Source organism: Aeromonas sp. ASNIH1 (genome assembly GCF_002934285.1).
GTDB classification, from domain to species: domain Bacteria; phylum Pseudomonadota; class Gammaproteobacteria; order Enterobacterales; family Aeromonadaceae; genus Aeromonas; species Aeromonas caviae.
Genome location: NZ_CP026228.1, coordinates 1981667 through 2003144 on the forward strand (window position 1 = coordinate 1981667; position 21478 = coordinate 2003144).

General features: G+C 60.0%; 27 protein-coding genes and 1 other RNA gene. 16 read left to right on the forward strand and 12 right to left on the reverse strand.

Translation table 11 applies throughout. The features are described 5' to 3' along the window. Window positions 1-108 precede the first annotated feature (108 nt). The 8 genes from C2U37_RS09575 to C2U37_RS09610 all read right to left on the reverse strand — a co-directional run bounded on the left by C2U37_RS09575 (window position 109) and on the right by C2U37_RS09610 (window position 5944). Window positions 109-759 carry a DUF4310 family protein gene (locus C2U37_RS09575; RefSeq protein ID WP_010675863.1) on the reverse strand — a complete coding sequence of 217 codons (651 nt, stop codon included), beginning with the start codon at window positions 757-759 and terminating at the stop codon, window positions 109-111. Between the two features lie 11 nt (window positions 760-770). Further along, window positions 771-1547 (reverse strand): DUF4311 domain-containing protein, encoded by a 777-nt coding sequence (locus tag C2U37_RS09580; protein ID WP_010675862.1) that lies wholly within the window; start codon window positions 1545-1547, stop codon window positions 771-773. Between the two features lie 25 nt (window positions 1548-1572). Continuing rightward, entirely contained in the window at window positions 1573-1869 is a 297-nt protein-coding gene (locus tag C2U37_RS09585) for a DUF4312 family protein (protein ID WP_041211841.1), read from the reverse strand. Further along, complete coding sequence (locus tag C2U37_RS09590) at window positions 1869-2234, reverse strand: glycine-rich SFCGS family protein (RefSeq protein WP_104452183.1); 366 nt, start codon at window positions 2232-2234, stop codon at window positions 1869-1871. The genes C2U37_RS09585 and C2U37_RS09590 overlap by 1 nt, the downstream gene beginning before the upstream one ends. After that, window positions 2235-2597: a transcriptional regulator gene (locus tag C2U37_RS09595; RefSeq protein ID WP_010675859.1), complete on the reverse strand. Its 363-nt coding sequence runs from the start codon at window positions 2595-2597 to the stop codon at window positions 2235-2237. A gap of 309 nt (window positions 2598-2906) precedes the next feature. Continuing rightward, on the reverse strand, window positions 2907-4034 hold the full coding sequence (degS, locus tag C2U37_RS09600; RefSeq protein ID WP_010675858.1) for an outer membrane-stress sensor serine endopeptidase DegS: 1128 nt from the start codon (window positions 4032-4034) through the stop codon (window positions 2907-2909). Between the two features lie 89 nt (window positions 4035-4123). Then, window positions 4124-5482 (reverse strand): Do family serine endopeptidase, encoded by a 1359-nt coding sequence (locus C2U37_RS09605; RefSeq protein ID WP_029314844.1) that lies wholly within the window; start codon window positions 5480-5482, stop codon window positions 4124-4126. 81 nt (window positions 5483-5563) lie between these two features. Continuing rightward, on the reverse strand, window positions 5564-5944 hold the full coding sequence (locus C2U37_RS09610; RefSeq protein WP_010675856.1) for a YhcB family protein: 381 nt from the start codon (window positions 5942-5944) through the stop codon (window positions 5564-5566). Between the two features lie 139 nt (window positions 5945-6083). Between C2U37_RS09610 and zapE the strand changes: the two genes are divergently transcribed. The 8 genes from zapE to C2U37_RS09650 all read left to right on the forward strand — a co-directional run bounded on the left by zapE (window position 6084) and on the right by C2U37_RS09650 (window position 12266). Further along, complete coding sequence (gene zapE, locus C2U37_RS09615; RefSeq protein WP_104452184.1) at window positions 6084-7178, forward strand: cell division protein ZapE; 1095 nt, start codon at window positions 6084-6086, stop codon at window positions 7176-7178. Between the two features lie 266 nt (window positions 7179-7444). Further along, complete coding sequence (gene rplM / locus C2U37_RS09620) at window positions 7445-7873, forward strand: 50S ribosomal protein L13 (RefSeq protein WP_005336289.1); 429 nt, start codon at window positions 7445-7447, stop codon at window positions 7871-7873. A 14-nt stretch (window positions 7874-7887) separates the two neighbouring features. Then, complete coding sequence (gene rpsI / locus C2U37_RS09625; protein ID WP_005336286.1) at window positions 7888-8280, forward strand: 30S ribosomal protein S9; 393 nt, start codon at window positions 7888-7890, stop codon at window positions 8278-8280. 299 nt (window positions 8281-8579) lie between these two features. Beyond that, complete coding sequence (petA, locus tag C2U37_RS09630; RefSeq protein ID WP_010675854.1) at window positions 8580-9170, forward strand: ubiquinol-cytochrome c reductase iron-sulfur subunit; 591 nt, start codon at window positions 8580-8582, stop codon at window positions 9168-9170. A gap of 2 nt (window positions 9171-9172) precedes the next feature. Then, the gene (locus tag C2U37_RS09635) at window positions 9173-10390 is read left to right on the forward strand and encodes a cytochrome b (protein WP_010675853.1); all 1218 of its coding nucleotides are present in this window, start codon (window positions 9173-9175) and stop codon (window positions 10388-10390) included. Next, window positions 10387-11121 (forward strand): cytochrome c1, encoded by a 735-nt coding sequence (locus tag C2U37_RS09640; protein ID WP_039040484.1) that lies wholly within the window; start codon window positions 10387-10389, stop codon window positions 11119-11121. The genes C2U37_RS09635 and C2U37_RS09640 overlap by 4 nt, the downstream gene beginning before the upstream one ends. Before the next feature lie 87 nt (window positions 11122-11208). After that, a complete protein-coding gene (gene sspA / locus C2U37_RS09645) occupies window positions 11209-11838 on the forward strand; it encodes a stringent starvation protein SspA (RefSeq protein WP_039040485.1) in 630 nt (209 codons plus the stop codon). Next, window positions 11835-12266 (forward strand): ClpXP protease specificity-enhancing factor, encoded by a 432-nt coding sequence (locus C2U37_RS09650; protein ID WP_039040486.1) that lies wholly within the window; start codon window positions 11835-11837, stop codon window positions 12264-12266. Before sspA ends, C2U37_RS09650 begins: the two co-directional genes overlap by 4 nt. A 43-nt stretch (window positions 12267-12309) precedes the next feature. On the opposite strand, the gene dolP is transcribed toward C2U37_RS09650, so the two are convergent. The 4 genes from dolP to C2U37_RS09670 are packed head-to-tail and all read right to left on the reverse strand — an operon-like array spanning window position 12310 to window position 15596. Beyond that, a complete protein-coding gene (dolP, locus tag C2U37_RS09655; RefSeq protein WP_010675849.1) occupies window positions 12310-12888 on the reverse strand; it encodes a division/outer membrane stress-associated lipid-binding lipoprotein in 579 nt (192 codons plus the stop codon). A 4-nt stretch (window positions 12889-12892) separates the two neighbouring features. Continuing rightward, complete coding sequence (locus C2U37_RS09660) at window positions 12893-13483, reverse strand: D-sedoheptulose-7-phosphate isomerase (protein ID WP_010675848.1); 591 nt, start codon at window positions 13481-13483, stop codon at window positions 12893-12895. Window positions 13484-13492: 9 nt separating this feature from the next. Further along, window positions 13493-13888: a YraN family protein gene (locus C2U37_RS09665; protein WP_080770042.1), complete on the reverse strand. Its 396-nt coding sequence runs from the start codon at window positions 13886-13888 to the stop codon at window positions 13493-13495. Next, on the reverse strand, window positions 13806-15596 hold the full coding sequence (locus C2U37_RS09670) for a penicillin-binding protein activator (protein ID WP_045522195.1): 1791 nt from the start codon (window positions 15594-15596) through the stop codon (window positions 13806-13808). Before C2U37_RS09670 ends, C2U37_RS09665 begins: the two co-directional genes overlap by 83 nt. A gap of 199 nt (window positions 15597-15795) precedes the next feature. On the opposite strand from C2U37_RS09670, the gene rsmI reads away from it, so the two are divergent. From rsmI to flhB, 8 genes are all read left to right on the forward strand, one after another. Then, on the forward strand, window positions 15796-16629 hold the full coding sequence (gene rsmI / locus C2U37_RS09675; protein ID WP_104452186.1) for a 16S rRNA (cytidine(1402)-2'-O)-methyltransferase: 834 nt from the start codon (window positions 15796-15798) through the stop codon (window positions 16627-16629). A gap of 62 nt (window positions 16630-16691) precedes the next feature. Then, an RNA gene (rnpB, locus tag C2U37_RS09680) (RNase P RNA component class A) lies at window positions 16692-17078 on the forward strand. 219 nt (window positions 17079-17297) lie between these two features. Next, a complete protein-coding gene (lfiM, locus tag C2U37_RS09685; RefSeq protein WP_167826399.1) occupies window positions 17298-18173 on the forward strand; it encodes a lateral flagellar motor switch protein LfiM in 876 nt (291 codons plus the stop codon). 7 nt (window positions 18174-18180) lie between these two features. Further along, window positions 18181-18558: a lateral flagellar motor switch protein LfiN gene (gene lfiN, locus C2U37_RS09690; protein WP_041211834.1), complete on the forward strand. Its 378-nt coding sequence runs from the start codon at window positions 18181-18183 to the stop codon at window positions 18556-18558. Next, window positions 18558-19292, forward strand: a complete 735-nt coding sequence (gene fliP, locus C2U37_RS09695; protein WP_041211833.1) for a flagellar type III secretion system pore protein FliP — start codon at window positions 18558-18560, stop codon at window positions 19290-19292. Before lfiN ends, fliP begins: the two co-directional genes overlap by 1 nt. 1 nt (window position 19293) lies before the next feature. Then, on the forward strand, window positions 19294-19563 hold the full coding sequence (gene fliQ, locus C2U37_RS09700; protein ID WP_041211832.1) for a flagellar biosynthesis protein FliQ: 270 nt from the start codon (window positions 19294-19296) through the stop codon (window positions 19561-19563). After that, window positions 19560-20342, forward strand: a complete 783-nt coding sequence (gene lfiR, locus C2U37_RS09705; RefSeq protein WP_104452187.1) for a lateral flagellar biosynthetic protein LfiR — start codon at window positions 19560-19562, stop codon at window positions 20340-20342. The genes fliQ and lfiR overlap by 4 nt, the downstream gene beginning before the upstream one ends. Next, window positions 20339-21475, forward strand: a complete 1137-nt coding sequence (gene flhB / locus C2U37_RS09710) for a flagellar biosynthesis protein FlhB (protein ID WP_041214022.1) — start codon at window positions 20339-20341, stop codon at window positions 21473-21475. The genes lfiR and flhB overlap by 4 nt, the downstream gene beginning before the upstream one ends. Window positions 21476-21478 lie beyond the last annotated feature (3 nt).

The following is a 21478-nucleotide window of genomic DNA, read 5'->3' on the forward strand; positions in this document are numbered from 1 at the left end:
ACTGCGAGGCCGCTTCCAAGGCTCATGTGTTGCTCTTCACCTTGCTGACGACCTCTCGCGACAGAGCGCAAACAGGTTCTTGAATGCCGCCCAAGAGACGGCCTTGGATTAAGCCAGGGCGATGGGGAAGACGGTCCCGAACAGCATGGCCCCCAGAATGGCGCCGCCCGTGATGGGCTTTTCCCAGATGTAGAACAGCAGGGCACCCAGCAGGGAGCCTATCCCGATGGGAATGGAGGCGCCCATGGCGGAGAGGATGATGAGGGGACCGAGGAAGCGGCCCGAGCTGTTGCCAGCCCCCATCATGACGTCTGCGCCGTAGGTGGAGTTGCTCTGGTTGATGGTGAACTTGCGCGCCAGAATGATCACGTAGCCGATGGCCATCCCAATCCCCATGCCGGTGATCAGGGAAGCAGTGAAGTTTTCCACCGGATAGATGATGCCGGCCCCCAGCAGCAGGGCGGGCACCCCGAGGCCGACTCCGGTCTGGATGGCGCCGCCGATGTCGAGGATCCCCACCAGGGAGCCCTCGATGATGCGGGCGAACAGGAAGCTGGCACCGAAGGCGGCGACTGCACCATAGGCCCCCGTGTCCATGCCGGCCTTGAGCATGGCAACGAAGGCCACCTCGTTGAAGGCGCCGACCCCGTAGAGGTAGAACATGTGGGTGCCGGCGAAGACGCCGGAAGAGAGCAGACCGACAAAGATGGGGAAGGACCAGTCGGCATACCAGAAGTTGTTTCTCAGTTTCTCATCCATGGTGTGCTTCCTTATTTGCCGCTCATGAGGTTGTGGACGTTTTCCAGCCACAGGGGAACGCCCAGGTGGAAGGATTCAATGAGTTTCATGTCAAAGCCGCGGAAGAAGCCGCTCAGCACGAACAGCAGGACGATGGCACTCATCATCACCTTGGTGACGTGGTTCCAGCCGCTCTCTTCCACCCCCTTGCCGATCAGGATGCCAAGCACCAGACCTGGTACCGCGTTGCCCATGATGAGCTGGGCCAGACCGCCGAAGATGGTGGCCCAGAAGCCGGACTTCTTGCCTGCCTCGATGGCGGCCAGCCAGAAGATCACCGGCATGACGGTGTTGACCAGCAGGTTGGCGGCGGGCACCAGCACCTTGACCGCGGTGACCTGCAGGGCGGCTGGCACGGCGGCGGCGGTGCTGTTGAGGAAGGCGACCACGATGGCACCAATGATGCCGCAGGCGATGGCCATCTTTTTGGGATCATGGAGGGTGGTGGCGAGATCCCGGTTCTTGATCATCAGGGCCGCTGCACCCCAGTTCGGCAGGATGCGGTGATCCACGTCCTGAGTGAAGGCGCCGGCTGCGACCGTGGAGGCCCAGGCGTTGAAGAAGAAGCCCAGACCGAACGAGAAGTGGGAAGCGGGGTCCCCTTCGCAGGAGTTGAGCTCGCCCAGGGTACGGAACGCGCCCATTCCCTGCACGGTCGGGGCGTGGAACATCCGCGCCGCGCCAGCCCCCACCCCGACGCCTACCAGGCCGCCGATGATGAGTGACTTCATCAAAATGATTAGAAACATCCAACTTGTCCTTTTGGTTGTGGGGTCAGGCCCGGGTGAAATCCACCTTGTCGACATCCAGGCTGGTGACCTTGACGGTGATCGCCAACCGGACCCGGAACTCGTGGCGCTGGCGTGGCAGGAAGAAGAACAGGAACTTCTCCACCCGTACCGACTCCTCGGCCTCGAGCACCTCGACCTCGAGGGGTTCGATGCGCAGCATCACCTTGGGGCTCTCCTTGAGCAGGCTGGGTTGCACCTGGCTGAGGGCGGCGGCGAACGCCTGCTGGCGAGTCGCCCCCTTGCCGTTGACCGTGATTCGGGTGGTGAAGTGCTCTTTCATCAGGCGCGTCCGTGTTTCTTGGCGAAGGCTTCGATCAGCTTCTGGCCCAGCTCTTCCTTGTCCATGAAGCCGAAGCCCAGTACCACGCACCCCTCGTTGATGGCGGTGACACCCTCTTCGATGGATCGCATGCCGTAGCGGCACTTGTAGCCGTACTTGGTCTGGGCCGTGATGGCGCCCGCGCCACCGCTGCCGCAGAAGGAGATGCCAAGGTCGGCCTGCTCCTTGTTCATCACATCACCGAGTTTCATGTCGGCGGCCATGCCGGGGATGACGGTCACGGTGGCGCCGGCGGCTTCTGAGCCTGCCCCCACTTTCTGACCCTTGCCGAGACGATCTCCAATCACGAGTTTGATGGCAGTCATTTAGCTTTCTCCTTTTACTGAGCTGAGTTCGTTTTCTTTGGCCACTTCAAAATGGACAGACAAGAGGTGCGCCTCCTCGTAGGCGAGGCGGTCGAGCCAGGCGACGACCTGCTCTGCCAGGCGCAGGGAGAGGGGGGAGATCTCCTCGAACAGGCTGAGGTCGACCTCCGGCAGGGATTCCCCGCTATAGGAGCGCCACACCATGGCCTTGACGTGGGAGGCCAGCATCTGTTGCTGCACGTCGTTGGGGCGTATGCCCTGATCCGCCAGCAGGTTGTGAATGCGGGCCAGGGTCAGGTCGGTCTTGCGCAGCAGTGCCGGGCTGTCCGGGGTCAGGGGGGCGTCATGGGTGTCGGTATTCAAGGTCTGCTCTCCAGGCTGGCAGAAAGGATGGGATCACCATAAAGCGGAGGAGAGTGCGGGAGGAGGCAGGTTTTTTCCGATTCGAAGTGGAAATCCGGAGGAACAGGCATCAAAAGAGGCCTTTTTGGCGTTCAGGATGAGGAAAGGAGCGGACTGGCGGCAAGGGAGTGTGATCGGTGGCGCGTTTTGACGGCGTCTTCGCCCGATTGCTCTTTGGCGCAATGTGTGAGCTGTCTCACGCACAGGTGGGAGCCGAAGGAAAGCGAGCACAAAAAAGGGCCCTGTCGGGCCCTTGCGAGGATCCGCCCCTCAGGTGGCGGGCGCCGCACTGCTGGTCGGCAGGGTCTGATTCTGGTAGCGCAGGTCCTCTTCGATGATGACATCGACGTCCAGCGGCTTGCCGTTGCGGATCACCGAGATGGTGAGCTTGGTGCCGGGGCGGCTCTCGACGATCTTGTCCATGACGGGACGCACGCCGGTGATGGCCTCTCCGTTGATCTTGAGCAGCACATCCCCACGTTTGAGACCGGCCTTGGTGGCTGGGCCATTGGGATCCAGGCTCTCCACCACCAACCCCTGCAAGTCCCCCAGGTTCAGCATGCGCGCGACGATGGGATTGATCTCGACGCTGGAGATGCCGAGGTAGCCGCGGATGACCCGACCGTTGGCGATCAGCTCGTCCATGATGCGCTTGGCCAGCTTGTAGGGGATGGCAAAACTGATGCCATAGCTCTCCTGATTGCCGTTGAGGTGGTAGGCGGCGGTATTGATACCCACCAGATCGCCACGGCCATTGACCAGGGCGCCTCCGGAGTTGCCCTCGTTGATGGCGGCATCGGTTTGCAGCAGATCCTGTCTGCCATTGCTGTCCGGCCCCATGCTGGAGAGGCCGATACGCCCGGTGGCGCTGATGATGCCTTGGGTGATGGTCTGGCCGACGTTGTAGGGGTTGCCGATGGCGAGCACCACGTCTCCCACGTCCGGCAGACGATCCGGGTCCTGAGGGATCACCGGCAGGTTGTCCGATTCGATGTAGAGCACCGCCAGATCGGTCAGTTTGTCGGTGCCGACCAGCTCTGCACTGAATACCCGACCATCTTGCAGGGCGACGATGATCTGGTCCGCATCGGCGATGACGTGATAGTTGGTGAGCACGTGACCGCGCTGGTTCATGATGACGCCGGACCCCAGCCCCTGGGGTCTGAGTTCGGCTTTTTCACCGCGATTGCCGGCGAAGCTGCGGGTGTAGATGTTGACGACGGCAGGGCCGGCGCGATGGGCCGCGTAGGAGAAGCTCAGCTCGCGGGCGTTGGTGATGAGGCCCGGCAGGGGAGCGCCGCCGCGAAAATTGGGAAACACCAGCAACAAAAGCGCAGCCATGGCGAGGCCAAAGCCGACGGACTTGCCCAAGTAGCTGATCAGAGGTGGGATTTTCATGTCTTTCTCGTCCGTACAGGCTGCGGGCAGAGAATAACATTATCGATGGATAAAAATCACCCGCGGCGGTTGCCGCGGGTGTGAGGGGCTTAACGGATCACCAAATAGAGCGAGGAGTCGCCGCGCTGAATGTTCAGCGCCAGGACTTCCGGCTTGTTTTTCAACACCTTGGTCAGTTCACCCATGGAGTTGATGCGCTGGCGGTTGACTCCGATGATGATGTCACCCTTCTGCAGGCCGGAGGCGGCTGCCGGTGAGCGGGGATCGATGTCGGAGACTGCCACGCCGGTCACGGGGTCCGTGATGGTGCTCAGCTTGGCCCCTTCCAGGGCCGGATGCAGGGCGCTGGCCAGGATCTCGCTGTCATCCGCCTTCTTCAGGGTGACCTTGACGGTCTGCTCCTTGCCGTCACGAATGAGGCCGAGCGAGACCTGCTTGTCGGCCCCCATGGTGGCGATTTTGGCACGCAGCTCGCCGAAGGAGCGGATGGGCTTGCCATCGATGCTGATGATGATGTCGCCTGCCTTGATGCCTGCCTTGGCGGCGGCGGAGTCAGGCATGACCTGGTTGACGAAGGCACCGTCCTTCTTGTTGTAGCCGAAGGTCTTGGCGATTTCGCTGGTGAGCTCGGTGCCGGTAATCCCCAGCTGGCCACGGCGCACTTCGCCGTATTTCACGATCTGCTCGGAGAGATCGCGCACCATGTTGGACGGGATGGCAAAGCCGATGCCGATGTTGCCGCCGTTGGGGCCCAGGATGGCGGTGTTGATGCCGATCAGCTCCCCGCGCAGGTTGAGCAGGGCGCCGCCCGAGTTGCCGGAGTTGATGGCCGCATCGGTCTGGATGAAGTTCTCCAGATTTTCGATGTTGAGGCCGCTGCGACCCAGGGCGCTGACAATGCCGGAGGTGACGGTCTGGCCCAGGCCGAACGGGTTGCCGATGGCCAGCGCGTAGTCACCGACTCTCAGCTCGTCGGAGTCGGCGAACTTGATCTGCACCAGATCCTCGGCCTTGATTTGCAGCAGGGCGATATCCGACTGTTTGTCTTCCCCTATTTTCTTGGCCGCATACTCACGGCCATCCTTCAGGTTGACCTTGATCTCGTCCGCCTCGTGGACCACGTGGGCGTTGGTGATCACGTAGCCTTTCTTGGCATCGATGATGACGCCGGAACCAAGCGCCTGGAAGGGCTGCTCGCTCACCTGCTCGTCAGGCATGTTGGGGCCGAAGAAGAAGCGGAATTGTTCCGGCAGGCGTTGGCGGGTGATCTTCTTGCCAGAGACGGAGATGTTGACCACGGCAGGGGTCACCTGCTCGAGGACGGGGGCCAGGCTCGGCATCTCCTGGTTGTTCGCCATCAGGGGCAGTGCGGCCTGCGCCGGTGCTGAGGACATGGCGATACCGACACTGAGGGCTAAGACACTGAATACAGAAAGAGATTTACGCATATGAGAAACAGCTCCCAGAAAAAGTTGCAGTGCAATCGTCAAGGTCTGACCACGATAAAGCGTAATTAGTTCAACCGACGATCAGCCCGGCTGCTTGAGCAGGCCGGACGCACCGGCGTAATCGCGGGGAGGAAGGCCCGGCTCCTCGCTGTTGGCGGCATCGCCTGTTTCTTCCACTTCGGGTTCGCGGAACAGTGGTTCCTGTACCTTGGCCAGGAACTTGCTCTGTTCCGCCATGTGGCGATAAAGGGTCTGGTACTGTTCGGCCAGTTGCTCCATCAGGGCGGCGCTGTCGGCGAAGTGGGTGGTGATCTGCCCCTGGTAGCTTTCCAGCTCCTTGTGGGCTTTTTTCAGCTCCTGTTCCAGGCGTCCGGCATCCCGGCTACGGACAGAGAAGCGGCCGATCAGCACGCCGATGATCAGGGCGGCGATCGCCAGCAGGATCCCGTTAAACAGAGTCATAGAAGCTCCTTGTTACAGCTAACACGATGAATTTGAAGCGGTCGGATGGACCGCAACGCCTCGTTGGCACTATACCGTGCCCCCCGAGAGCGTGATACCATTTTGTCCCTCATTCAGGGACTTGGAGGCGGTTTACAGGATGACCCCGCAGCAAAAATATCAGCAGGATTTGCAGCGCCCCGGCTTTGTGGCCGATCCGGCCCAGGCCATGGCAGTCGCCCGCCTGGAGCGACTCTATCAGGATCTGTGCGCAAGCCCGACTCCGACCAGATCCCGTGGCCTGCTAGGTTGGCTGCAAAAGCCGAAAACCCGTGACCCCGTCCAGGGGTTATATATGTGGGGCGGTGTGGGCAGAGGCAAGACCTGGCTGATGGATACTTTTTTTGAGAGCCTGCCGGGGGAGCGCAAACTGCGCATCCACTTCCACCGTTTCATGCACCGGGTGCACGATGAGCTCAAAGGGCTGACCGGTCAGTCCGATCCGCTCAAGCTGATCGCCCGCAAGCTGGCCGACGAGACCGACGTCATCTGCTTCGACGAGTTTTTCGTCTCGGATATCACGGATGCCATGCTGCTCGGCACTCTGTTCCAGGAACTCTTTGGCCATGGCGTGGTGCTGGTGGCCACATCCAACATCCCCCCTCAGGATCTCTACCGCAACGGGTTGCAGCGTGCTCGCTTCCTGCCTGCCATCGCGCTTATCGAGCGCCACTGCGAGGTGATCAATGTCGATGGCGGTGTCGATTACCGGCTGCGAACCCTGGAACAGGCAGAGATCTATCACTTCCCGCTGGATGATCAGGCCAGGAGCAACCTGGATCGTTATTTCAGCCAGTTGACCGGGATTGGGCAGGTGACTGCCGCCGCACTGGAAATCAACCATCGCCAACTGGGTGCACTGGGCGTGGGGGAAGGGGTGCTTTATATGGAGTTTGAACAGCTGTGCTGTACTCCACGCTCCCAGGGCGACTACATCGAATTGGCCCGTGAGTTCCACACCGTCCTGCTGGCCAATGTGCAACCCATGGGCAGCGGCACGGATGACGCGGCCCGCCGCTTCATCGCCATGGTGGATGAGTTTTATGAACGGCACGTCAAGCTCATCATATCGGCGGCGGTCCCCATGACCGGGCTCTATGGCGAAGGCTTGCTGAATTTCGAATTCAAGCGTTGCCTTTCACGGCTTCAGGAGATGCAATCGCACGAATACCTTGCCAGAGTGCACCTTCCTTAGTCACAATACCGCGCCTGCCAGTCGGATGGGCATCTGCGGCAGGTAGGGTCGGGCGACATTTGCTAGCTTCATGGCAGTGAAATTAGCAGGTGATATTTAAGGCAACTTCACTTATAATCGCCCGGCCCACGTTACAGCTGTCGATAAGACAGCAACACTTTAAGCTTTACTTGTATTCGAAGGGGTACAGGTAGGCCATCGTTTGTTGTTTGTGGGAGAGCCCCCATAAGCAATTGGGTCTGTAACAGGTAATTGGGTTTAACTTAATGAAAACTTTCGTTGCCAAGCCAGAAACCGTAAAACGTGACTGGTACATTGTGGACGCAGAAGGTAAAACTCTGGGTCGTATCGCAACCGAGATCGCTGCTCGTCTGCGTGGTAAGCACAAAGCCGAGTACACTCCGCACGTTGACACCGGTGACTACATCATCGTTGTAAACGCTGAGAAGGTACACGTAACCGGTAAGAAATTTACCGACAAAATGTACCACGCTCACTCCGGTTTCCCGGGTGGTATCAAGTCCATCAGCTTCGACAAGCTGATTCAGCGTAAGCCGGAAATGGTAATCGAAGCTGCCGTCAAGGGCATGCTGCCGAAGGGTCCGCTGGGCCGTGCCATGTTCCGTAAGCTGAAAGTTTACGCAGGCGCAGAGCACGCTCATGCTGCTCAGCAACCTCAAGTACTGGATATCTAACGGGAACTGGCAACATGGCAGAAAATCAATACTACGGTACCGGCCGTCGCAAAAGCTCCACTGCTCGCGTATTCATCAAAGCGGGTAGCGGTAAAATCGTAATCAACCAGCGCTCCCTGGAGCAATACTTCGGCCGTCCGACTGCCCGCATGGTAGTTCGTCAGCCGCTGGAACTGGTCGAGATGACCGAGAAACTGGATCTGTACATCACCGTTAACGGTGGTGGCATCTCCGGTCAAGCTGGTGCGATCCGCCACGGTATCACTCGTGCTCTGATGCAGTACGACGAGACCCTGCGTTCCGAACTGCGTAAAGCTGGCTTTGTTACTCGTGATGCCCGTAAGGTTGAGCGTAAGAAAGTCGGTCTGCACAAAGCGCGTAAGCGTCCGCAGTACTCCAAGCGTTAATTCGCTTTTGGTACGCACTCTCAGGAGTGTCAAAAAAGCCTGGCAATTTGCCAGGCTTTTTTTATTGGTAATGTTACATGTGACAATGCTAAGCATACGTCACAAAAGACAAAAAATTGTGTATTTATTGTTTTTGTCCATCGACTCCCTTTCTTGTCAAATTGTTATCTTTTCTTTAAAATTTCCATGGTCTTTCTGTGTCAATTGCCACTCCGCTTCCATTGCAGTTGTCAGAGGGAGAGGAGAAGTAAACAGGGACACTATAAGAATGAGCGGAGTCCACATGGGAGAGTTTTTGGATGAGCAATGCGCCAGTTGATACCGGTCGCCGCAGATTTCTTACCTGGTCAACGGTTGCCGTTGGCGGTGTAGGAGCTGCTTTTACCGCAGTGCCGTTTATTAAGTCATGGAATCCGAGTGCCAAAGCCAAGGCGGCAGGCGCCCCGGTTGAAGTGGATATCAGCAAGCTGGAGCCGGGTCAGCTAATCCGCGTCGAGTGGCGCGGTAAACCGGTCTGGGTGGTGAAGCGCACCAAGCAGACGCTGGATGCTCTGGCTGCACACGATGACAAGCTGCGGGATCCTGCGTCAGACGAGCCACAGCAACCGGACTATGCCCACAATGGCTACAGATCCATCAAACCGGAAATCTTCGTGGCCGTTGGCATCTGCACTCATCTGGGATGCTCCCCTTCCTATTTGCCCGACAGCTTCGGCGAGCAGGTTCAAGGGGTAACTTCCGGCTTCTTCTGCCCCTGCCATGGCTCCAAATTCGACATGGCTGGTCGAGTGTTCCAGGGCGTCCCCGCACCGCTGAACCTGGTCATTCCGCCATACCAATTTCTTAGCGACACCACCATTCTGGTTGGTGCCGATGGCAAGGAGGCCTGACCATGTTTGCCAAACTCATGGGCTGGATCGATGATCGTTTCCCGCTCACGGCCATGTACAACGACCATATGGCCAAGTATCCGGCGCCCAAGAACCTGAACTTCTGGTACTTCTTCGGCTCGCTTGCCATGTTGGTGCTGGTCAACCAGATCATCACCGGCATCTGGCTGACCATGAACTACAACCCTTCGGCGGAAGGTGCCTTCGCTTCCGTGGAATACATCATGCGGGATGTGGATTATGGCTGGCTGCTGCGTTATATGCACTCCACCGGGGCATCCGCCTTCTTCATCGTGGTTTACCTGCACATGTTCCGCGGCATGATCTACGGCTCTTACCAGAAGCCACGGGAACTGCTGTGGATCTTCGGCATGCTGATCTTCCTGGTGCTGATGGCCGAGGCCTTCATGGGTTACCTGCTGCCCTGGGGGCAGATGTCGTTCTGGGGGGCCCAGGTCATCATCTCGCTGTTCGGTGCCATCCCCGTTATCGGTGACGATCTGACCCTGTGGATCCGGGGGGACTATGTCATCTCGGGTGCGACCCTGAACCGCTTCTTTGCGCTGCACGTCATCGCCCTGCCGCTGGTACTGGTGATGCTGGTGGCCATGCATATCCTGGCGCTGCACGAAGTGGGCTCCAACAACCCCGATGGCATCGACATCAAGAAGCACAAGGACGAGAACGGCTGGCCACTGGATGCGGTCGCGTTCCACCCCTATTTCACCGTGAAGGACATGATCGGGGTAGCCGGTTTCCTGTTCTTCTTCTGTGCCATCATCTTCTTCAAGCCGGATATGTGGGGCTATTTCCTCGAGAAACCGAACTTTGAGGTGGCCAACGGCCTGAAGACACCGGCGCATATCGCCCCGGTCTGGTACTTCACCCCCTTCTACGCCATCCTGCGTGCGGTGCCGGACAAGCTGCTGGGGGTCATCATGATGGGCCTCTCCATCGTGGTGCTGTTCCTGTTGCCCTGGCTGGATCGTTGCAAGGTGCGCTCGGTGCGTTACCGCAGCACCCTGCACAAGCTGAACATCGCCCAGTTCGTGGTCTGCTTCATTATCCTGGGGGTGCTGGGCGTGCTGCCATCAACCCCGACCCTGACGCTGATTGCACAGCTCTGTACTCTGGGTTATTTCGGATTCTTCGTCCTGTTGTTCTTCTACAGCAAGAATGAGAACACCAAGCCGCTGCCGGAGAGGGTGACATTCAAATGAAAAGAATAATTTTTGCAGTGCTGGCCCTGCTGCCTGGTCTGGTGTTGGCCTCTGGCGGTGGCTTCCCCCTCGACAAGGCGGAGTACGATCTGAGTGACAAGGCATCCCTGCAACGGGGGGCCGCCACCTTCATGAACTACTGTGCAGGCTGTCACTCCACCCAGTACCAGCGTTATAACCGGGTGGCGGCCGACATCGGTATTCCGGACGATCTGATGAAGGAAAACCTGGTCTTCACCGGCGCCAAGATCGGCGATCTGATGAAGAGCGCCATGTCCGAGAAGGATGCTGCTCGCTGGTTCGGTGCGCCACCTCCCGACCTGACTCTGGTTGCCCGGGTGCGTGGTGCAGACTGGATCTACACCTATCTGCGTTCCTTCTACGTGGACGAGACCCGTCCATTCGGGGTGAACAACGCCGTCTTCCCGTCCGTGGGTATGCCCCATGTGCTGGAGCCGTTGCAGGGGACGCCCCGCGCCGAGTTCGAGACGCACACCCTGGATGGCGTGGAGATGCAGCAAGTCGTCAGCATCAAATCTGACGGCAACGGTGAAATGAACAACGAAGAATATGATCAGACGGTACTGGATCTGGTAAACTTCTTGGTCTACTCGGCTGAGCCGGTGCAGCAGGAGCGCGAACGCATGGGCTTCTGGGTACTCGGATTCATCGCTATCTTCTTCATCTTCACTGTGCTGTTGAAGAAGGAATTCTGGCGCGACGTTCACTAAGCGACCAGATCGGAGTAATATGACGCACGGCAATGAAGACAGACATGCTTCATTGCCGTTTCTGCTTTTTAATGACGGGAGGGTTCAATGGCTGTAGCTGCCAATAAGCGTTCGGTAATGACGCTGTTTTCCGGTGCCAACGATATGTTCAGCCATCAGGTGCGTATTGTCCTGGCGGAGAAGGGTGTTAGCGTGGATATCTGCCAGGTTGATCCTGCCAACCTGCCGGATGAGCTGGCCGAGCTGAACCCGTACAACACTGTACCGACTCTGGTGGATCGCGAGCTGGCGTTGTACACCTCGCGCATCATCATGGAGTATCTGGACGAGCGTTTCCCGCATCCGCCCCTGATGCCGGTTTATCCGGTCGCGCGCGGCAACAGCCGTCTGATGATGCACCGCATCGAGCTGGACTGGTACTCTCTGGCCGACAAGATCATGGCGGGCACCGATACCGAAGCCGCCCGTGCCGAGTTGCGCGACAACCTGCTGGCCATCGCCCCCATCTTCGGTGAGATGCCCTACTTCATGAGCGAAGAGTTCGGTCTGGTCGACTGCTACATGGCGCCGTTGCTGTGGCGTCTGCCGAGCCTGGGTATCGACTTTACCGGTCGTGGCGCCAAAGAGCTGAAGGCTTACATGGTTCGCCTGTTCGAGCGTGAATCCTTCCAGGCTTCCCTGACCGAGGCCGAGCGCGAGATCCGTGCCGGCGTATGAGCATGGAACCGACAATGACACCCAGTCGCCCGTATCTGCTGCGGGCGTTTTTTGACTGGTTGCTGGATAACGATCTGACTCCCCATCTTGTGGTCAATGCCAACATTCCCCATGTGATGGTACCGATGCAGTTCGTGCAGGATGGCCAGATTGTTCTGAACATCGCCCCCCGGGCCGTGGGCCAGTTCCACATGGACAATGACGCTGTCAGCTTCAGCGCCCGTTTCGGTGGCGTATCGCAGCAGGTCTATATCCCCATGGCGGCCGTACTGGCCATCCATGCCAGGGAGAACGGAGTGGGCACCCTGTTCCCGCCGGAGCCCGGGTATGACCTCTGGCTGGAACAGGCACAGACACCCACGCCGGTTGAGCCCGAGCCGGAACCACCGCGCCCGAGCGGTCGCCCGACCCTGAAAGTCATCAAATAAAAAACGCAGCCTGAAGGCTGCGTTTTTTCATCCTGCCAGATGGTCAATTCTGGGCAAACTCGAAGGCTTTGATCACCTGCTTAACGCCACTGACGTGGCGGGCGATTTCTACGGCCTGATCCCCTTCCTGGCGGGTGACCAGCCCAATGAGGAATACCTCGCCATTCTCGGTGACAACCTTCACCTTGGCGCTGTCGAAGTTCTTGGTGCCCAGCATGTCGGCCCGCACCTTGGAGGTGATCCAGGTGTCATTGCTGCGCACGCCGATACTGACTGGTTTGCCAAGGCGCAGCTCGTTGTAGACATGGCGAACCCCTTCAATCCGGCTCACGATTCTGCCCGCTTCCTGTTTGTAAGCGTCAGAGGGTGTCTGACCCACCAGCAGCACACGGCCGTTGTTGCTGTAGACACTGATCTTGCTGGCGGCGCTCAGGGGCTTGTTGTCGGCCAACAGGTTGGCGGCTTTCAGCTCTATGGTCTGATCGTCCCACTGGGCACCCAGGGTGCGGCGATCGCCGCTCGCTTTGGCGGTGCCAGCCGCGCCACCGACCACCACGGCAGCACAGCCTTGCAGCAGCAGGACGCCGGTCAGCAGGGCAAGAGCGAGAATAGGCTTCTTCATGGTTTCAGTCTTCCTGTTGCGGGAAAAGTGTCTGGTCGATGAGATCACAGAGACAGTGCAGGGTCAACAGGTTCACTTCCAGAATACGAGGACGGCGAGCGGAAGGAACGCGGATCTCCACGTCATTGGGGCCCAGCAGACCGGCGATCTCTCCCCCGTCTCCGCCACCGAGAACAATGATGGTCATGTCGCGGGAGAGGGCGGCCTCCGCAGCCTTGATCAGGCTGCGGCTGTTGCCTGTCGTGGTGATGACCACCAGGATGTCGCCTGGTTGTCCCAGAGCACGTATCTGTTTGGCATAGACCTCTTCGAAACCGTGATCCGTGGCGATGGCGCTGATGGTCGCCATGTCGGGCGTCAGGGCGAGACCGGGCAGGGAGGGGCGAGGAGTTTCATAGCAGTTCACCAGTTCGGAAATGAACAGCTGTGCCAATGCCGAGGAAGGACCATTGCCACATGCCATCACCTTGTGGCCATTGAGCAGGCAGATGGTCAGCATCTGAGCTGCCGTATGGATGGCATCCGGCAGTGCTTCGGCGGCGGCTATCTTGGTCTGGATGCTTTCGGTGTAATTCTCTTTGATGGGATCAGTCATGGGGTCCTCTTAAAATGCGTTCTGGATCCAGTCCGGCTGGTCGCCCTCGAACGCGATCACATCGAATCGACAGGCCTGGTTGGCCTCATTGATGGCATGTTGCTTGAAATAGTGGCGCGCGGCCAGCACGATCTTGTGCTGCTTGCGCCGGGTGACCGAGCTGGCTGCACCGCCATGAGTGGCGTTGGCGCGATATCTCACTTCAACGAACACCAGGGTCTCCCCCTGGCGCATGATGAGATCGATCTCGCCGCCACGGCAGCGGTAGTTGCGGGTAACGGGTTGCAGGCCGCGGGCCTGCAACCAGCGTTCCGCTATTTGCTCAAAGTGTTGTCCCTTGCTCGTCGCTGCCGACGGCAACAGGTTCAACCACTGCTGGTGAAGTTGTGTCAGTAGCCTCTTCATGAGTCGCATCCTCCAGCTGGGGGGCGGCGCTGTCGCTGACCAGCTTGCCATTCTGGTAGGTGGCCCAGTCCAGCATGCGCACTATGTTGCCCTGGGGATCCACGCTCAGCTGGCCGCTCATGCCGGGTTGCTGCATGGCATTGACCTTGCGCATTTGCGGCAGGTTGCCTGCCAGGCTGACGGCATCGTAACCGAGGGCGAACAGGCGCAGCAGGTCGCCCTGGGTCTGGGGCCAGAGCAGGGCAATCTGTTCACGCTGCGTCTCGAAGCCACCCAGCAGCAGTGGCATGTCGGAGATATGCATACCGTTGAGCTCGGATGCTACCTCGGTCGTCCCGCCGTCGTATCCCCGAGAGCTGCTGTAGATGGGCAGGCTGCCCATGGGATTGACCGAGATGTCCACATAGGGCTTGATCATCCGGGTTTCCAGGCTGTTGGCCACCACATAGACGGCGTCGATGCTGCGCGGCGCGGCATCGGACAACTGGACAATCTCCCCGGCTCGAGCCGTGGAACGGCCGCTCAGAGCGTTCTTGACCATGCCCTGCACTTCGTTGCGCGCCCCGAAGGTGGCAACCACGGGCTTCTCCTGGCTGACGCCGGCCCAGGCCTGTTCAAACGCCTTGATACTGCTGTAGCCAATCCGGCCTTGTGCCGCGATCAGCAGCGGCTTGCGGTAGCCCTGACCATAGAGGTACTGGGCCGCCTGGCTCGCATCGGCAGCGGCGGAGAGCGAGAAATAGAAGGTGTTGTCGTTGACGATCGGCTTGTCCAGCTCGTTGAGCGCCAGCACCGGCACGGTCGGACTCGACTTGAGCAGCTCCTCCACCTGATCCTTGAGCAGGGGGCCGATGATCATGTTGGCCCCTTCCTGAATGGCCTGCTTGTAGAGGTCCCCCATCGCCTTGCCCTGGGTATCATAGAAGTTCAGGGTGAACTGGCTCTGATTTTCTTTGTAGGACATCAACATGCCGTTGCGGATGGCGGCGCCCTGGGCTTCCAGGTTGCCGGAGAGCGGCAGGAAGACGGCGATCTGCTGCAGCGAACCGTTGTCCGTAGTAGCGAGATCCCCAAGGCCGGCCGGCATGTCGCTCTGGGCAGGGTGGTTAGGGAAGCTCTGCTTCCAGCCGGCAAGCTGGCGGGCCAGCTGGCTCGGCTGTGCCCCGAATTCGTTCACCAGCGCCGCCAGTCGCAGCCAGCCGGTGGTCACATCGGGAGCTGGCTCCTCTTCGAGCGCCTGCAGGGTGGAGGGGGTCATGCTTTTCAGCAGTGACCAGATCTGCTGGTGATTGGTGGCCAGCTCATTCTTGGCCAGATAAGGTTCCAGCAGGATCAGCGACTTGGCCGCACCAAACTTGTTGTTGATGTCGAGCTGCAGCACCACGCGCTGGCGGTACCAGTCCTTCTGGGTATCGGCATCCAGCACCACATCCGGCTTGCCTTCCAGCAGGATCAGCGCCTGGTTGGCGTTGCCCTGGGCGAGCAGCAGGTGTGCCTGCAGCAGTTGCAACTGCGCCTGCTGCTCCGGGCTCTTCGCCTGCTTCTGCAACTGCTGATACAGGGCGGCAGCCGGTTTGGCCTGGCCGAGCGCCAGATAGCTGCGCGCCGCCATCATCTGCCACACGAAGGCCTCTGCCGGTTTGGCGGGATCCACCTGTTCCAGATACCACTGGGCATTCTTGGTCAGATCCGAGAAGGCTGACGGCATGCCGGGTTGTCCGGAAGATTGATTGGGCTCCGACGCACAGGCGGCGAGCAGGGCTGCCGCGAGTAGGATGCCGAAGAGTCGTGATACACTTAGCTGCTTTATAACCCGGTTCAAGTTCATTCCCCGACCAGTGTTGAAATTCTCCATAGTGTAAACGGGCCAATATGGCGACACAATTGTCGGGACACTCGGAGCTCCCATGAGTGACATCCCAACCCTGTATATAGTCCCCACTCCGATCGGCAATCTGGCCGACATCACCCAGCGAGCACTGGACGTGCTGCGCAGCGTCGATCTGGTGGCCGCCGAGGATACCCGGCATACCGGGATCCTGCTCAACCACTACCAGATCTCGGTGCCGACCTTTGCCCTGCACGATCACAACGAGCAGCAAAAGGCGGATGTGCTGATCGCCCGCATCAAGGAGGGCAAGAGCGTGGCCCTGGTCTCCGATGCGGGGACGCCGCTCATCAGCGACCCCGGTTATCACCTGGTCACCCGTTGTCGCGAAGCCGGGGTCAAGGTGGTGCCGCTGCCCGGTCCCTGCGCTGCCATCACGGCGCTGTCCGCCGCCGGGCTGCCCACCGACCGCTTCGCCTTCGAGGGTTTCCTGCCGGCCAAGGCCAAGGGGCGGGATGATCGCCTGCAAGCCGTCATCGAAGACACCCGCTCTCTGGTGTTCTACGAATCGCCGCGCCGGGTGCAGGAGACGGTGGAAGCCATTGCTCGCATCCTTGGCGAGCGCCAGGTGGTGGTGTGCCGCGAGCTGACCAAGACCTTCGAGTCCATCCACGGTCTGCCCGCCTCCGAGATGCTGGCCTGGCTCGGAGAGGACGATAACCGTTGCCGCGGGGAGATCGTGCTGGTGGTCGCCGGTGCCAGCAAGGTGGATGACGAGTTGCCTGCGGAGGCGATCCGCACCCTGGGCCTGCTGGTCAGCGAGCTGCCCCTCAAGAAGGCTGCAGCCCTCACCGCCGAGATCCACGGGGTGAAGAAGAACGCCCTCTACAAATACGGCCTCGAGCACTATTAATTGCCGTAAACCGGAATTGACGGTTTACCCCGTCCGTCTCGCGAGGCTATAATCCGCGCCTCGGAGTTGGCTGGGCAATCGCTGCTTCGTCGTTGTGTCCCTCGGGACAGACGGGCGGAGGGGAGGAAAGTCCGGGCTTCACAGGGCAGGGTGCCAGGTAACGCCTGGGGGGCGCGAGCCTACGACCAGTGCAACAGAGAGCAGACCGCCGATGGCCCGCAAGGGATCAGGTAAGGGTGAAAGGGTGCGGTAAGAGCGCACCGCGCGACTGGCAACAGTTCGTGGCACGGTAAACTCCACCCGAAGCAAGACCAAATAGGCCCCTATTGGCGCGGCCCGCGTTGGGGGCGGGTAGGTTGCTTGAGCCAGCGAGCGATTGCTGGCCTAGAGGAATGATTGCTACCCGGGGCAACCCGGTACAGAACCCGGCTTACAGGCCGACTCCGACCTCTTTCTGGTAAGTGATTACCTCGAAATCCCGGCACCTTTTGGTGCCGGGATTTTTATTTTCGGCTGGTCACGCGGTCGCGTGGCGCCTTTTGGGGTTTTGTAATAAAGTTCTCGCCCCTTTCGGTCGCTCTGTGTCGTCTGGGCTATCGGTATCGATCATGGAGCCGGCATGTCTCCATGCAGCAGGACGAGATGAAAATGGCAAAGGTGGATTTGTAATGTCATCAAGCGGCGTAATGCACACCCCTTCCCGGTTGATCTGTGCCGAGCGGGGCAGAGCCCTGCCTCAATATGACTTGCTGGGGGTCGAGAGGGCCAATCAGGCCCGTCTCAGGCAACTCAACACCCAACTGAGCGTCTTTTCCCAGCAGGCGTCGGGCTGCATGGCCCAGTTGTTCAATGCGGCGGATTGCGATCTGGGTTACCAGGACTTTTCTTCTGCGTTGGCGCAAGAGGAGGATGATCATCAGGTCTGGGTCGAAGCCCGTACTCCTCTGGATGCCCAGCGTGTCGCCTTTTTCTCCATCTCTCCTGCGGTCATCTATCGGCTTGCCGTGCTGTTTTTCGGCGGCACTCTGCAACACAAGGGGGCCACGGCACCCCATGGCAGGGGATTGACCGACACCGAACAGCGACTGCTGCTGCGGCTGTGCCAGTACCAGGTGGAAATCTGGTCGACCTGTCAAGGTCAGGGAGACCTCTCCTGGCAGTTGAATCTGATCTCCCGGGAGGCCCTGCCCGCAGGCCCGCTCTGGAAGGCGCAGGCCAGTATGCTGGCCGGTGGCAGCCAGCACGATTGGCAGTTCTGGCTGGCGCCCCCTGAAGAGGCGCCCGGTATCGCTGAAGGTCAGCGTGTGCAGGTGGCGCAACTGGAGGAGGCGCTGATCCAGGTGCCGGTGCGGCTGCGGGTAGTCATGGGGCAGATGTCCATGACGCTGGCGGATCTCGAATGCCTCAAGGTGGGAGACGTGCTCTCGCTGGATTTACCCGAGGTGGTGCCGGCCCTGATCGGCCAGCGCCCCTGTTTCAATGGACGCATTGCCGAACATAAAGGCAGCCTGGTGTACCAGGTCGCAACAGTGGTAGAGGAGTAGTCGAATCGTGAACGAGCACAACATGAATGACCCGCTGGATCTGGATGGCCTGGATCAGCTGTTTGGGGACGACATCAGCATGCCGAGTGCGGCCGACTACATGGCGCCGACCAGCAGTACCAAGCAGCGGGATCTCTCCTTCTTTCACCACATTCCGGTCAAGGTGACGCTGGAAGTGGCCAGCACCGAGGTGGCGCTGGGCGAGCTGATGAAGGTGGAAGAGGGGGCCGTCATCGAGCTGGACAAGCTGGCGGGCGAGCCGCTGGATGTCCGCGTCAACGGGCGCCTGCTGGCCAGGGGCGAGGTGGTGGTGGTCAACGGCAAATACGGGCTGCGGCTGGTGGACGTCGTGGACACCAAATTGCTGGGCGGCATGAACGACTGATGCGTTATCTGCTGGTTGCCCTGCTCCTGCTGGCGTTGCCGAGCTGGGGCGCGGACATGACGCTGTTCTCGGTATCGCCGAGCGAAGCAGGGGGAGAGGACTACAGCGTCAAGCTGCAGATCCTCTTCTTCATGACCCTGCTGGGTCTGCTGCCGACCCTGCTGCTGATGATGACCAGTTTTACCCGGATCATCATAGTGCTGGCCATCCTGCGTCAGGCCCTGGGATTGCAGCAAAGCCCACCTAACCGGGTGCTAATCGGCATCAGCCTGATCCTGACCCTGGTGATCATGAGGCCGGTCTGGACCGAGATGTACCAGAACGCCTTCGTGCCATACGACCAGAACGAAATCACGTTGACGGAAGGGCTGGCCCGCGCCGAAAAACCGCTGCGCCAATTCATGCTGGCCCAGACCCGGGAGCCGGATCTCGAGCAGATGCTGCGCATCTCCGGAGAGCCGACCACCCTCGCCAAGAGCGAAGTGCCGTTCGGCGTGCTGTTGCCGGCCTTCGTGCTGAGCGAGCTGAACACCGCCTTCCAGATAGGTTTCATGCTGTTCATCCCCTTTCTGGTCATCGATCTGGTGGTCGCCAGCGTGTTGATGGCCATGGGGATGATGATGCTCTCCCCTCTCATCATCTCGCTGCCATTCAAGTTGATGGTCTTCGTGCTGGTGGATGGCTGGTCCATGACGGTCGGTACCCTGGCGGCCAGTTTCGGCGGGGGAGGCTGACGTGACCCCCGAGCAGAGTGTGGCCCTGGTGGGCGGGGCCGTGAACCTGGTGGTCATCATGGTCTCGGTGCTGATCGTGCCCGGTCTCATCGTCGGGCTGGTGGTCAGCATCTTCCAGGCGGCGACCCAGATCCAGGAACAGACACTGAGCTTCCTGCCCCGTTTCATCGTGACCCTGCTGACCCTCATCTTCACGGGAAACTGGCTGCTGTCGCAGATCACCACCCTGTTCGCCGACCTGTTCCAGAAGATCCCCGGGCTTATCGGATGAACTCCCTGCTGTCGTTCAGTGCGGCCGAGCTGACCGCCTGGCTGGGACAGTGGTGGTGGCCCTTCATTCGCATCGCGGCCGCCTTCTGGGTGATGCCGGTATTCGGTGACGGCCGGGTGCCTGCACAGGTTCGCATCCTGCTGGCCTTCGTCATCAGTCTGCTGATCGCCCCCATGATGAAAGGCATGCCGGCGCTGGATCCCCTCAGTGCCGGCATGATGGTGCTGACCCTGGAGCAGTTGCTGTTCGGTCTGCTGTTCGGGCTCTGCATACAGATGCTGTTCATGGTGATGACCATGGCGGGGCAGATCCTCTCCATGCAGATGGGGTTGGGGATGGCGGTGATGAACGATCCTTCCAACGGAGACACGGCGCCCATCGTCAGCCAGATCATGTTGGTCTTCTGCTCCCTGTTGTTCCTCGGTCTGAACGGCCATCTGGTGACTTTGGATGTCCTGGTGCAGAGCCTGCGGACCTGGCCGCCGGGAACCTCGCTCTACGTCCTCGATCTGAAGGGGGTCATCGGCCTGTTTGGCTGGAGCATCGGAGCCGCCCTCATCCTGACCCTGCCTGCCGTGGTGGCCATGCTGATGGTGAACCTCACCTTTGGGGTGCTCAATCGCACGGCCCCTTCCCTGAACATCTTCTCTCTGGGCTTCCCCATGACGTTGCTGCTGGGGCTGCTCACCATGGCCATCTCCATCAGCGGCGTCCCGGCCCGCTATCTGGATCTGGTCGGTTACGTGCTGACCCAGCTCAGGGCATTGACGCCGACATGAGCCAGCACAGCGCCCAGGACAAAACCGAAGAGGCCTCTTCCCAGAAACGGCGCAAGGCGCGGGAAGAGGGCCAGATTGCACGCTCCAGGGAGTTGAGTTCGGCCGGCCTGCTGCTCGTCGGCGGTCTGGTCATGCAGTGGATGGTACCGAGTTTCGGGCTCTTCTTTGCCGAGCTGATGAAGCAGCCTCAGCGTTTCAACTGGCAAGGGGCACGGGATCCCCAGATGATGATCCAGTGGACCGCGGACGCCCTGATCGGGATGCTGTGGGTGCTGCTGCCTCTGTTCGGCGTGCTGGCCCTGCTGCTGGTGCTGCTCAGTAGCGTGCCTGGCGGCATGGTGCTGGTCTGGAAGAAGCTGATGCCAAGCGGGGAGAAGCTCAACCCGCTCAAGGGGCTCAAGCGGATGTTCTCCACTCACAGCCTGATGGAACTCCTGAAATCCCTGCTCAAGGTGCTGCTGATCGGCGGCACCCTGGCCATGATGCTCCAGCACCAGTGGCCCACTCTGATGATGATGAACCGCATGCCTCCCCAGGCGGCCATGGAGCAGGCGCTGCGGATCCTCTCCCAGGCATTCATCTTGCTAGGCAGTGTGCAGATGCTCATCGCGGTGCTGGATGTGCCCTACCAGCGCTGGTCCTTGAACAAGCAGTTGAAGATGACCAAGCAGGAGGTCAAGGACGAGCACAAGAACAGCGAGGGGCGTCCGGAAATCAAGGCGAGGATCCGCCAGGTGCAGGGGATGCTGGCCAGGGCCCGCATCGAACAGCGTGTGCCCCAGGCCGATGTCATCATAGTGAACCCGACCCATTATGCGGTGGCCATCAAGTACGATCCCGAGCGGGCCAACGCCCCCTATGTGATTGCCAAAGGGGTGGACGGCATGGCGGAGCGGATCCGCGAGGTGGCCAAAGCCCATGACAAGCGGGTGATGAGCCTGCCCGAGCTGACCCGGGCCATCTACTACTCCACCCGGGTGGATCAGGAAGTGCCGGCGGGTCTGTACACCGCGGTCGCCTATGTATTGAACCATGTATTGCAGCTACGGGCCTATGAGGCTGGCAAGGGCAGGAAACCCAATCCCCTTGCCCCCCTGCACGTACCGCCCGAATTACGTCAACCTGAGAGGTAAGTT